General features: G+C 66.3%; 13 protein-coding genes. 3 read left to right on the forward strand and 10 right to left on the reverse strand.

Going from position 1 to position 12,285, the window contains the following annotated elements:
- The 3 genes from WBG82_RS05230 to WBG82_RS05240 all read left to right on the forward strand — a co-directional run.
- The coding region (locus WBG82_RS05230; protein ID WP_424422233.1) for a PD-(D/E)XK nuclease family protein at positions 1-654 on the forward strand (654 nt) is incomplete at its 5' end.
- 121 nt (positions 655-775) lie between these two features.
- Positions 776-1,096 (forward strand): thioredoxin TrxA, encoded by a 321-nt coding sequence (trxA, locus tag WBG82_RS05235; RefSeq protein WP_324300760.1) that lies wholly within the window; start codon positions 776-778, stop codon positions 1,094-1,096.
- Between the two features lie 149 nt (positions 1,097-1,245).
- Positions 1,246-2,901, forward strand: a complete 1,656-nt coding sequence (locus tag WBG82_RS05240; RefSeq protein WP_424422235.1) for a wax ester/triacylglycerol synthase family O-acyltransferase — start codon at positions 1,246-1,248, stop codon at positions 2,899-2,901.
- A gap of 2 nt (positions 2,902-2,903) precedes the next feature.
- Here the strand turns inward: WBG82_RS05240 and WBG82_RS05245 are convergent, their stop codons facing one another.
- From WBG82_RS05245 to rpsA, 10 genes are all read right to left on the reverse strand, one after another.
- Positions 2,904-4,232 carry a bifunctional folylpolyglutamate synthase/dihydrofolate synthase gene (locus WBG82_RS05245; RefSeq protein ID WP_424422237.1) on the reverse strand — a complete coding sequence of 443 codons (1,329 nt, stop codon included), beginning with the start codon at positions 4,230-4,232 and terminating at the stop codon, positions 2,904-2,906.
- Positions 4,233-4,242: 10 nt separating this feature from the next.
- On the reverse strand, positions 4,243-5,163 hold the full coding sequence (gene accD, locus WBG82_RS05250; protein WP_424422240.1) for an acetyl-CoA carboxylase, carboxyltransferase subunit beta: 921 nt from the start codon (positions 5,161-5,163) through the stop codon (positions 4,243-4,245).
- Positions 5,164-5,180: 17 nt separating this feature from the next.
- Positions 5,181-6,023: a tryptophan synthase subunit alpha gene (gene trpA / locus WBG82_RS05255; RefSeq protein WP_424422243.1), complete on the reverse strand. Its 843-nt coding sequence runs from the start codon at positions 6,021-6,023 to the stop codon at positions 5,181-5,183.
- Positions 6,020-7,294, reverse strand: coding sequence for a tryptophan synthase subunit beta (gene trpB / locus WBG82_RS05260; protein WP_424422246.1), 1,275 nt, complete (start codon positions 7,292-7,294; stop codon positions 6,020-6,022). The genes trpA and trpB overlap by 4 nt, the downstream gene beginning before the upstream one ends.
- A 16-nt stretch (positions 7,295-7,310) precedes the next feature.
- Positions 7,311-7,973 carry a phosphoribosylanthranilate isomerase gene (locus WBG82_RS05265; protein ID WP_424422249.1) on the reverse strand — a complete coding sequence of 221 codons (663 nt, stop codon included), beginning with the start codon at positions 7,971-7,973 and terminating at the stop codon, positions 7,311-7,313.
- On the reverse strand, positions 7,973-8,686 hold the full coding sequence (gene pyrF, locus WBG82_RS05270; protein WP_424422251.1) for an orotidine-5'-phosphate decarboxylase: 714 nt from the start codon (positions 8,684-8,686) through the stop codon (positions 7,973-7,975). The genes WBG82_RS05265 and pyrF overlap by 1 nt, the downstream gene beginning before the upstream one ends.
- A 70-nt stretch (positions 8,687-8,756) precedes the next feature.
- Positions 8,757-9,029, reverse strand: coding sequence for a DUF1049 domain-containing protein (locus tag WBG82_RS05275; RefSeq protein WP_424422253.1), 273 nt, complete (start codon positions 9,027-9,029; stop codon positions 8,757-8,759).
- Between the two features lie 48 nt (positions 9,030-9,077).
- The gene (gene ihfB, locus WBG82_RS05280; RefSeq protein WP_324301769.1) at positions 9,078-9,425 is read right to left on the reverse strand and encodes an integration host factor subunit beta; all 348 of its coding nucleotides are present in this window, start codon (positions 9,423-9,425) and stop codon (positions 9,078-9,080) included.
- A 107-nt stretch (positions 9,426-9,532) separates the two neighbouring features.
- The gene (sppA, locus tag WBG82_RS05285; protein ID WP_424422256.1) at positions 9,533-10,480 is read right to left on the reverse strand and encodes a signal peptide peptidase SppA; all 948 of its coding nucleotides are present in this window, start codon (positions 10,478-10,480) and stop codon (positions 9,533-9,535) included.
- Positions 10,481-10,559: 79 nt separating this feature from the next.
- Positions 10,560-12,269 (reverse strand): 30S ribosomal protein S1, encoded by a 1,710-nt coding sequence (gene rpsA, locus WBG82_RS05290; protein WP_424422258.1) that lies wholly within the window; start codon positions 12,267-12,269, stop codon positions 10,560-10,562.
- Positions 12,270-12,285: the final 16 nt, after the last annotated feature.

A 12,285-nucleotide genomic window follows, 5' to 3' on the forward strand; every position in this document is an offset into this window, starting at 1 on the left:
GACTGGGCGCGGCAGAAGGCACCCGCCGAGCCGACGCCCTCGCGCCCGCTTGCGCCCTCCCGTCTGCCGCCCGAGAACCTGCCCGAGCCGCCCGTGCTCTCGCCGCTCGCCGGCGACGGAACGGAACGCTTCAAGCGCGGCAAGCTGATCCACCGGCTGTTGCAGACGCTGCCTGATCTGGACGAGGGCTTGCGCGAGGAAGCGGCGCGGCGCTTTCTCGCGGCGCCCGCGCATGGGCTCGACCCGGCGACGCAGGATGAAATCGCGGATGCGGTATTCGCGGTTCTCGGCGAGCCGTCCTTCGCGCCCGTCTTCAGCCCCGGCTCGCGGGCCGAGGTGGCGGTTGTCGGCCGCATCGAGTTCGCGGGCAAGCCGACGCTGATCTCGGGGCAGATCGATCGCCTTTCGGTCGGCGAGACGCGTATTCTCGTCGTCGATTACAAGACGAACCGGCCGGGCGCGCGGAAGGTGGAGGATGTGAGCCCCGCCTATATCGCCCAGATGGCGGCCTATCGCGCGGTTCTCGGCGAGATCTATCCCGGCCGCGAGATCGTCTGCGCCCTTCTCTGGACGGATGGCCCGAGCCTCATGGAAATTCCGCCAATGCTGCTCGACCGGGCGCTGGCCGCCGCCGCGCCATCCGGGCCCCGGTGATCCTTGACCTTGAGGGGTCCGGTTCCTAGATTCCTCAACAACGCATACTCACAGCAAACCCGCCACGGGCGGGGACAAGGCCGGCCCGGCATGCGCGGGACCGCCATGAAAGGAACTGACGATGTCGACGAGCAAGGTTACCGACGCCTCTTTCGAATCCGACGTGCTGGATGCTTCCGGCCCGGTTCTGGTCGATTTCTGGGCGACCTGGTGCGGCCCCTGCAAGCAGATCGCGCCCGCGCTCGAGGAGATCGCCAAGGAATATGACGGCAAGCTCCGGGTCGCGAAGATCGACATCGACGAGAACCCCAACACGCCAACCAAATATGGCGTGCGCGGCGTGCCCACCATGATGATCTTCAAGGACGGCCAGGTCGCCGCCACCAAGGTCGGCGCGCTGCCCAAGGGCAAGATCGTCGAATGGATCGAGAGCGCGCTCTGAGCGTTTCTCGCCGCTGAAATAGCAAGAAGGCCGGCTCCCGAGCCGGCCTTTTTCTTTGCGCGCGCCCGATCTTCTTGGACTCTGCCAGCCCAAATGTGATTGAGTCCTGAACAGGGAATTTTCCTGTTTCGGCCCCGGGGAGGAAGGTCATGGAGCAGCTGAGCCCGATGGATGCGTCGTTTCTCTATTTCGAGACGGCGAACGCGCCCATGCATATCGGCGCCGTCGCGATCTACGATCAGTCGACGGTGGAAGGCGGGGTCCTCGGCTTCAAGGAAATTCTGAAGAACTACGAAAAGCGGCTGCATCTGGCGCGCGCCTTCCGGCAGCGCGTCGTCCGTGTGCCGCTCAATCTCGATCATCCCTATTGGCTCGAGGATCCGGACTTCGATCTCGAATATCACGTGCGCCACATCGCGCTGCCGAGGCCCGGCGACTGGCGCCAGCTCTGCATTCAGGTGGCGCGGCTCCATGCCCGCCCGCTCGACACTGCGCGCCCTCTCTGGGAGTTCACCGTGATCGAGGGGCTCGACAATGTGGAAGGGCTGCCCAAAGGGAGCTTCGCCATCGTGTCCAAGGTGCATCACGCCGCGATCGACGGCGTCTCCGGTGCCGAGATGACGGCGGCGATCCACGATCTCGCGCCCGATGCCACGCCCGCGCCGCCCGAAAGCCCGTGGCTCCCCGAGCGCGAGCCGACGGCGGTCGAGCTTCTCTCGCGCACCACGGTCAACAATGTGCGCCAGCCCTTCAAGCTTGCCCGCGTCGTCGCCGAATCCGTGCCGGCGCTAGCCCGCGTCGGCATCGGCCTCACGGCGGGAAAGCTGAAGCGTGTCGGCCCCGTCCCGCGCACGCGCTTCAACGGCCAGGTCTCGCCGCATCGCGTTTTCGATGGCCGTTCCTTCCGGCTGAACGACATTCGCGCGATCAAGAACGCGGTCGAGGGCGCGACGGTGAACGACGCCGTCATTGCCATCATCGGCGGCGCCCTGCGCAAATATCTCGAAGCGAAGAACGAGCTGCCGAAGCAATCGCTCATCGCCATGGCGCCGATCTCGGTGCGCTCGCCCGATCAGAAGAAAGCGGCGGGCAATCAGGTGAGCGCCATGTCGGTCGCCGTGCGCTCCGACATCGCCGATCCGCTGGACCGCCTCGTCGCCGTTTTCGAATCGACCACCAATTCCAAGGAAATGACGAATGCGATCGGCGCGAGCACGCTCACCGATTATTCGCAGTTCATTCCCTCCACCGTCGCAGGTCTGGCTGCGCGGCTCTACACCAATCTCGGCATCGCGAACCGCATCACGCCGATCTTCAACACCGTCATCACCAATATTCCGGGCCCGCAGATCCCGCTCTACATGACGGGCGCGCGGCTCGTCACGCAGTTCGGCCTCGGCCCCATTCTCGATGGCATGGGGATCATTCACCCGGTCTTCTCCTATTGTGGCGAGATCACGATCTCCTTCACATCCTGCCGCGAAATGCTGCCGGACCCGGCCTTCTATGCGGGCTGCATCGAGGAATCCTTCAACGAGCTTCTCGCCGCGACGAAGGGCAAGGAGGTGAAAACGGGCGCAGGCGCGCGGGCGGGTATCGCGCGCGCGGCAAAGCCCGCCGACGTCGTCACCGGCGGCAAAGCCCCGGCGGGCGAGGCGAAGCCCGCGGCCGATGCGCCGGAGCCGAAGCGCGCGGCGGCCAGGAAGCCCGCGCGCAAGAAGGCCGCGCCAAGGAGCCCGGGAAAAGTGAGTTCTGCAAACCCCGCCGAGCCCGAAGCGTCAGCCCCTGTCGAAGCGGCGCAGTAGCCTCAGCCGTTGTCGCGCAGCACGGCGCCTGCGAGATAGAGCGAACCGCAGATGAGGATGCGCGGAACCTCGTCCCCCGTCATGGCGAGAGCGCGGGCGAGCGCCGCCTCGATCGAGGGGGCGGGCGTTGCATCGAGGCCGGCGGCACGCGCCATCTCCGCCAGCGTCTCGGGCGGGAGGCACGCCGGATCGTCCGGAATGGCGACCGTTTCGACATGCGCGGCGAGGCCCTTGAAGGGCGCGAAAAATCCCCTGGCGTCCTTCGTCTCCTTCATGCCCGCGATCATGACGAGCGGGCGGGGCGCGGCCTGCGCGAGATCGGCCATGGCATGCGCGACGACGCGGCCGGCGGACGGGTTGTGGCCGCCATCGAGCCAGAGTTCGCCATGGGCGGGAAGGCGCGCGACGAGCGGCCCTCGCGTCAGGCGCTGCATCCGCGCCGGCCATTCGACATTGCGCAATCCCTGGGCGATGGCATCCTCGCCGATGGCAAGCGCGCGCGCCTGCCGCAGCGCCGCGATGGCGATGGCGGCATTGTCGATCTGGTGCCGGCCGACGAGACGCGGCATCGGCAGATCGAGAAGCCCGTTCTCGTCCTGATAGATGAGATGGCTCTGTTCCTCATGCGCGCCGAAATCCTGGCCATGGATGAAGAGGGGCGCGCCGATCCTCGCCGCCTCGGCCTCGATGGCGGCGCGGCCTTCATCCGTCTGCGGACCGATGATCGCGGGCACGCCCGGCTTCAATATGCCGGCCTTCTCGCGCGCGATCTTGTCGAGCGTGTCGCCGAGAAACTGCTGATGATCGTAATCGACCGGCGTGATGATGGTGACGGCGGGATGATCGACCACATTGGTCGTGTCGAGCCGTCCGCCCATGCCGACTTCGAGCACCAGCGCATCCGCGGGATGGCGCGCGAAGGCGAGGAAGGCCATGCAGGTCGTGATCTCGAAGAAGGTGATGGGCGCGCCCGCATTGATCCTCTCGCATTCGTCGAGAAGCTGCGAAAGCTCCGCCTCGTCGATGGGCGCGCTTCTGGGCCGCGCGGCGAGCCTGATGCGCTCGTGAAAGCGCACCAGATGGGGCGACGTGTAGCTGTGGACGCCGAGGCCCGCCGCCTCCAGCATGGCGCGCAGATAGGCCGAGACGGAGCCCTTGCCGTTCGTGCCCGCGATATGGAAGGTCGGCGGCAGCGCGCGCTCGGGGTGGCCGAGCGCGGCGAGAAGCCGCCAGGTGCGGTCGAGCGAGAGGTCGATGAGCTTCGTGTGAAGTCTCGTCACACGTTCGAGAATGACGTCGCTCGAATCGGGATGGTGCGTGTCGTTGCTCACATTGCCGCCGTCAGGGGCGCGTCGCGGCCGTGCGGGCAGGCAGGCCGGCCGAAGGGGAGGTGATCGGCGCGAGCTTCGGCTTGTGGGTGAGAAGCCGGATCGTCCGCGCCAGCGTTTCCTTGAGCTGATGGCGATGCACGATCATGTCGACCATGCCATGCTCGAACTGGAATTCGGCCGACTGGAAGCCCTCGGGCAGCTTTTCGCGGATCGTCTGCTCGATGACGCGCCGGCCGGAGAAGCCGAGAAGCGCGCCCGGCTCCGCGATCTGGACATCGCCGAGCATGGCATAGGAGGCGAGCACGCCGCCCGTCGTCGGATCGGTGAGAACGACGATATAGGGAAGGGCCGCCTCGCGCAGCATCTGCACCGCGACCGTCGTGCGCGGCATCTGCATGAGCGAGAGGATGCCCTCCTGCATGCGCGCGCCGCCCGCTGCCGTGAAGAGAATGAGAGGCGCGCGCTTTTCGAGCGCGGTTTCGGCGGCCTTGATGATCGCCTCGCCCGCCGCCATGCCGAGCGAGCCGCCCATGAAGGCGAAGTCCTGGATGGAGGCGACGACCTCTATGCCGTCGAGCGGGCCATGCGCGACGGTAATCGCGTCTTCGAGGCCGGTCTTGCTGCGCGCTTCCTTCAGACGGTCGGGATATTTCTTCTGGTCGCGGAACTTCAGCGGGTCGAGCGGCACGCCATTGACCGGCACGAGCTGATACTGCCCCTCGTCGAAGATCGCGGCGAAGCGCTCCTTGGTGCCGAGCCGCATGTGGTGATCGCAATGCGGGCAGACGCCGAGCGCCGTATCGAGATCGCGGTGAAAAATCATCTCGTTGCAGGCGGGACATTTGCGCCAGAGATTGTCGGGCGTCTCGGTCTTCTTCTTCTTGAAGACGCGCTGGATTCTCGGGCGGACGACATTGCTGATCCAGTTCATGGGTCTCGTTCCTCCGATTATTCCGCGGCGGCTTGCCGTGCGTTGTGAACGCCCTGGGCGAGCTCGCGCACAAAGGCGAGCACGCGCCCGGCGGCGCCTGCCTTGAGCTTGCGATCGGCGTCGAGTTCGGCGGCGATGGCGCCGACGATGGCGGAGCCGATGACGGCGCCGTCCGCCGCCCTGGCGATCGCGGCGGCCTGTTCGGGCGTCCTGATGCCGAAGCCGACGGCGACGGGAAGCGATGTGTGCCGCTTTATGCGCTGCACGGCGCCCGCAACCTTCGCGCTTTCAGGCGCGGCCGCGCCGGTGATGCCGGTGATCGACACGTAATAGACGAAGCCGGACGTATTCGCGAGGACGGCAGGCAGGCGCTTGTCGTCCGTCGTCGGCGTTGCGAGGCGGATGAAATTGAGCCCGGCATTGAGCGCGGGCACGCAAAGCTCGTCATCCTCCTCCGGCGGAAGATCGACGACGATGAGCCCGTCGACACCGGCCGCGCGCGCCGCGGCAAGGAATTTCTCGACGCCCATGTGATAGATCGGGTTGTAGTAGCCCATGAGCACGATGGGCGTCTCGTCGTCGCCCGCGCGGAACTGGCGCACGAGCTCGAGCGTCCGCTTCGTCGTCGCGCCCGCCTTCAGCGCGCGCTGCGAGGACGCCTGAATGACGGGCCCGTCCGCCATCGGATCGGTGAAGGGCATGCCGAGTTCGATGACATCGGCGCCCGCGGCGGGCAGGCCCTTCAGGATTTCGAGTGAGCCGTCGAAATCGGGATCGCCCGCCGTTGTGAAGGTGACGAAAGCCGGACGGCCCTCGGCCTTGAGCTTTGCAAAGCGTCTGTCGAGGCGTGTCGTGCTCACAGCTTCACTCCGAGATGCTCGGCAACCGAGAAAACGTCCTTGTCGCCCCGGCCGGAGAGGCACATGACGATGATGTGCTCCCTGGGCAGCGTCGGCGCGATCTTGATGACATGGGCGAGCGCATGCGAAGGCTCGAGCGCGGGAATGATGCCCTCGATCCTGGAGCAGAGCTGGAACGCGTTGAGTGCTTCCTTGTCGGTCGCGGCCACGTATTTCACGCGGCCGATATCGCTCAGCCAAGAATGTTCAGGCCCGATACCCGGATAGTCGAGACCGGCCGAGATCGAATGGCCTTCGAGAATCTGCCCGTCATCGTCCTGCAGCAGATAGGTGCGGTTTCCATGCAGCACGCCGGGCGTGCCGCCGAGGATCGAGGCCGAATGCGCGCCCGTCTCGATGCCGTGGCCGCCCGCTTCGACGCCGATGATCTCCACGCCGTCGTCGTCGAGGAAGGGGTGGAAGAGGCCCATCGCATTCGATCCGCCGCCGACACAGGCGACGAGCGTATCGGGAAGGCGGCCTTCCATTTCGAGGAGCTGCTGCTTCGCCTCGTTGCCGATGACGGACTGGAAATCGCGCACCATCGCCGGATAGGGATGGGGGCCCGCGACCGTGCCGATCAGGTAATAGGTGTCCTCGACATTCGTCACCCAGTCGCGCAGCGCCTCGTTCATCGCGTCCTTGAGCGTGCCCGAGCCCGACGTCACCGGCACCACCTCGGCGCCGAGAAGCTTCATGCGGAAGACGTTGGGCTTCTGCCGCTCCACGTCCGTCGCGCCCATATAGACGACGCAGGGAAGGCCGAAGCGCGCGGCGACCGTCGCCGAGGCGACGCCGTGCTGGCCCGCGCCCGTTTCGGCGATGATGCGCGTCTTGCCCATGCGGCGGGCGAGCTGGATCTGCCCGAGGCAGTTGTTGATCTTGTGCGAGCCCGTGTGATTGAGCTCCTCGCGCTTGAAATAGATCCTGGCGCCGCCGAGCTGCTCGGTCAGCCGCTCGGCGAAATAGAGCGGGCTCGGCCGGCCGGCATAATGCGTGTTGAGATTCCTGAGTTCGGCGATGAAGGCGGGGTCGTTCTTCGCCTCGTCATAGGCTTTTTCGAGATCGAGGATGAGGGGCATCAGTGTCTCGGCGACGAAGCGGCCGCCGAAAATGCCGAAGCGCCCGCGCTCGTCCGGGCCCGATCTGTAGGAATTCACTTTGGAACTCGCGCTCACGTTTATCTCTTTCCCGTCATTCCTCGCCGGGCCGGCAGGCCCATGGCGAAGCATATACGAGGCGGCCCCCTCACAGGGTTCTGGCCGCCCGCACGAACTTCCTGATCAGCTCCGGATTCTTTCGGCCCGGCTCGTCCTCGACGCCGGAGGCGACGTCGACCGCCTCCGCGCCGGTCGTCCGGATCGCCTCGCCGACATTTTCCGCGGTGAGCCCGCCTGAAAGCATCCAGGGCAGGTCCGGCTTCTGTCCGGCGATGAGCGACCAGTCGAAGACAAGCCCGTTCCCGCCGGGCAGCGCATTCGTCATAGATGTAGGCGGTTTGGCATCGAACAGCAACAAATCGGCGCAATCACGGTAAATCTCGATGCGCTCGAGGTCTTCCGGCGCCGCGACGGCGATCGCCTTCATCAGCGTGATGCCGAAACGGCCCTTGATTTCGCGCAGGCGCTCCGGCGTTTCGTTGCCGTGGAGCTGGAGAATATCGGGCTTGAGCGTGGCGACGATGTGCTCGAGCGTGGCGTCATCCGCATCGACCGTGAGGGCGACCTTGAGAACCGAAGGGGGCATGGGCGCGGCAAGTGCTGCCGCCTCTTCCGGCGTCACATAGCGCGGGCTGCGGGGGTAGAAATTGAAGCCGAGATAATCGGCGCCGGCCTCCACCGCCGCGGCAACGGTTTCGGGCGTCGAAAGCCCGCATATCTTCACCCTGACGGGCGTTTTCTGCGTGGTCATCATGCAGCCAGCGAAGCGCTGATCGCTTCGGCCGCCTCGCGGGGATCGGCGGCGCCCGTGATGGGCCGCCCGATGACGAGCACATCGGCGCCGCGCGCGAGCGCCTCGGCAGGCGTCATGATGCGCTTCTGGTCGCCGATTTCGGCGCCGGCAGGACGGATGCCCGGCACGATGAGCTTGAAGTCGGGGCCGAGCTCGCGCCGGAGCCCTTCGATCTCATGCGCGGAGCAGACGACGCCGTCGAGACCGGCCTTCGCGGCGAGATGGGCAAGGCGGAGAACATGATCGGCCGGCGCGCCCGCGACGCCCGTTGCCGCGAGGTCCGTTTCGTCGAGGCTCGTCAGCACGGTGACGGCGATGACGAGCGGCCGTTCGTCGCCCGCCTCCTGCGCCGCCCCGGCCGCCGCCCGCATCATGGCGAGCCCGCCCGCCGCATGGACGTTGACGATGGCGGGCCTGAGCGGGAGCACGGCGCGGATGCCGCCTGCGACCGTGTTCGGAATGTCGTGGAGCTTGAGATCGAGAAAGACCGGCAGGCCGGCTTCCGCCACCGCGCGGTAGCCCTGGGGCCCCCGCGCATAGAAGAACTCCATGCCGAGTTTCACCCCGCCGACCGAGCCCCTGAGCCCGCGCGCAAGCGAGGTCGCGCGCGCCTCGTCGACCGTGTCGAGCGCGCAGAAAATCGGGTTCATGCTCAGGCCTTTGGGGCTCATCCGGGGTCCCTCGTTGAAGTCGCCGCGGTTATAGCACCGCCGCGCCGTCCACGAAATGCTGCGCTGGGGGCTAGAGGGTCGCCGGGGGCCGGGGCGGCAGCGGGGGCGCGGCCCGCCGCGCCGCCTTGATCTTCGCCTGGCTCCAGGCGGCGAAACCGCCGATCAGGATGCCGATGAAATGCGCGGCGAGCACGATCGCCGCGAGCGGCATGTCGAGGCCGAGGGCGGGCTCGGCCGGGTTGAACGGGTCGAGGCTGAACGTCACCCGCTGCCGGTTGGCGACGGCCAGCGCCATGACGATGAGCGCGAGCGGCGGCAGGACGATCCAGCGCAGAAGTTTCAAGGCTTTGCTCCTCCATGGCCCCTCCCGAAAAGCGGGAGCGGCGGGGGATCACTCGTGATCGTCCCCTTCGTCGCCCTCGTCTCCTTCGACGGCGAGGAGCTTGTGCTCCGGAATATCGGCATTGTTGAGCCGTTCGCGCAGTTCCTTGCCCGTCTTGAAGAAGGGCACGAACTTCTCCTCCACATGGACGGGCGCCCCGGTGCGGGGGTTGCGGCCCGTGCGTGCGGGTCGGCTTTTCACGGAAAAGGCGCCGAAGCCTCTGAGTTCCACCCGGTCGCCGCGTGCCAGCGCCGCGCTGATTTCATCGAAGATGGTGGAGACGATACGCTCCACATCGCGCTGATAGAGATGCGGATTGGCCTGTGCGAGGCGGGCGACGAGTTCGGATTTGATCATGTCTGGCGCGTCCGGGGCTTGGACTGCCGGGAGCAGGCATGGTCCAAGGTTACGTCCAACCCCGCTTCCCCGTACCCCGCCCCCCAGGGCAGTGTGAAACTCATCGGTCAACGCGGCTCAGGGTGCCAAACGCTTGTAAGCCCGTCAAGGGTAAGTCTTTTTGTTTGCAGCGTTTTTCCGGCCAGTGCCTCGACGCCCGCAGCGAGCGCCTGCCCGACGGCCCGCGCCCCCAGCGGGGTGAGGCCTTCGCCGGGGCGCTCCGGCGCCCAGTCCTCGATCGGAAGGCCTGCCGGAACGTTCCTTGCGCTGGCCAGCCATTTGAGCGCCTGCTCCTCGCCGCCGATCTCATCGACGAGCCGGTTTTCGACCGCCTGCCAGCCGGTGAAGACACGCCCGTCGCCGAGCTTCCTGGCGGTGGCGGCATCGAGTTTGCGCCGCTCGGCGACAAGCCCGAGGAACCAGTCATAGGAGGAGGAGATGAGCCCCTGCGTGACCGCCAGGGCCTCCGGGCTCGGCTTGTGGAAGGGATTGGGCTCGGCCTTGAGCGGCGCGGACTTCACCTCCCGCATCTCGACGCCGATCTTGTCGAGAAGGCTGGAGAATTGCGCCCATTCGAAGAGAACGCCGATCGAGCCCGTGAGCGTGTTGCCCCGCGCGACGATATGGTCGGCCGAAAGGGCGGCGATATAGCCCCCCGAAGCGGCGACCGTGCCGAGCGTGGCGACGACGGGCTTCTTCGCGGCGAGGCGGCGCACGCTTTCATAGAGCGCCTCGGCGCCGGTTGTCGTGCCGCCGGGGCTGTCGATGGAGAGGATGACGGCCTTCACGGCCCGGTCGTCCGCGAGCGTGCCCATGAGCTTCTGCAGGTCGCGATCGTCGGTGATGATGCCGTTGATCTCGACACGCGCGATCTGGGCGCGGTGGGGGAGGATGCCGGTTCCGCCGAAAAGCGCGATCAGTGCCGCGGCGCCCGCGGCGATGGCGCCGAAGCGCCAAAAGAACAGGCGGCGCTTGAGGCGCCGCCTGTCTGTGAGTGCATCTGCATCGTAGGACAAGAGGGCATCTCCAGACGTCTGAAACGGAGCCGGAGTCTAGCCCAATTGTCCCTTCGCGTCATGAGCGACGCGGAGATGCTTACTTCTTCTCGTCCTGCGCGCGGTTGAGCGCCGCGCCCAGAATGTCGCCGAGCGACGCGCCCGAATCGGACGAGCCATACTGTGCGACGGCTTCCTTTTCTTCCGCGATCTCGAGCGCCTTGATCGAGAGTGCGATCTTGCGCGCGGCGCGGTCGAACTGCGTCACGCGGGCATCGACCTTGTCGCCGACCGCGAAACGCTCCGGACGCTGATCGCCCCGGTCGCGCGACAGTTCGGCGCGGCGGATGAAGGCGGAGAGGCCGTCCTCGCCGACCGACACCTCGATGCCGTTCTCCTGAACGCCCGTCACCGTGCAGGTGACGACGGCGCCCTTGCGGATGTCGCCAAGCGCTTCCATCGGATCGCCCTGGAGCTGCTTGATGCCGAGCGAGATGCGCTCCTTCTCGGTGTCGACGTCGAGCACCACGGCCTTCACGACCTGGCCCTTCTGGTAGTCGGCCATGGCTTCCTCGCCCGACCGGTTCCAGTCGAGGTCGGACATGTGGACCATGCCGTCCACATCGGCGTCGAGGCCGATGAAGAGGCCGAACTCGGTGATGTTCTTGATCTCGCCTTCGACCACGGTGCCGATCGGGAACTTCTCCGCGAAGGTCGTCCACGGATTGTCGAGGCACTGCTTCAGGCCGAGCGAGATGCGGCGCTTCACCGGATCGACCTCGAGCACCATCACTTCGACTTCCTGCGAGGTCGAAACGATCTTGCCGGGGTGCACGTTCTTCTTCGTCCAGCTCATTTCGGAGACGTGGACAAGGCCCTCGACGCCCGGCTCGAGTTCGACGAACGCGCCGTAATCGGTGATGTTGGTCACGCGGCCCTTGAGCTTGGCGCCGACCGGATATTTGGCGGCGACGCCTTCCCACGGATCGGCCTCGAGCTGCTTCATGCCGAGCGAGATGCGCTGCGTCTCCTGGTTCACCTTGATCACCTGGACCTTCACGGTCTGGCCGATCGAGAGAACTTCGGTCGGGTGGTTGACGCGGCGCCATGCGATGTCGGTCACGTGGAGCAGGCCGTCGACGCCGCCGAGATCAACGAACGCACCGTAATCGGTGATGTTCTTGACCACGCCTTCGAGCACCTGGCCTTCCTTGAGGTTCTCGACGAGTTCCTGACGCTGCTCGGCGCGCGTCTCTTCGAGCACCGCGCGGCGGGAAACGACAATGTTGCCGCGCCGCTTGTCCATCTTGAGGATCTGGAAGGGCTGCGGAATGTTCATGAGCGGGGTGACGTCGCGCACGGGGCGGATGTCGACCTGGCTGCCGGGGAGGAAGGCGACGGCGCCGTCGAGATCGACGGTGAAGCCACCCTTCACGCGGCCGAAGATCTGGCCTTCGACGCGCTCCTGCTTCTCGAAGGCGGCTTCGAGGCGGATCCAGCTTTCCTCGCGCTTGGCCTTCTCGCGCGACAGCACGGCTTCGCCGGCCGAGTTCTCGATGCGCTCGAGATAGACTTCGACCGTGTCGCCGACCTTGACGGAGGCGGGCTTGCCGGGCGTGGCGAATTCCTTGAGGGCGACGCGGCCTTCGGTCTTGAGGCCGACATCGATGATGGCGAGATCGTTTTCAATACCGACGATCGTGCCCCTGATGACCGCGCCTTCCTGCATCTCGTTGTAGCTGAAAGACTCTTCGAGGAGGGCGGCGAAGTCTTCGCGGCTCGGGTTGAGCGCGCTTTCTGTGTTAGCCAATGTGTTCAGTCTCCTG

It is taken from the genome of Parvibaculum sp. (genome assembly GCF_049671045.1).
GTDB lineage: Bacteria > Pseudomonadota > Alphaproteobacteria > Parvibaculales > Parvibaculaceae > Parvibaculum.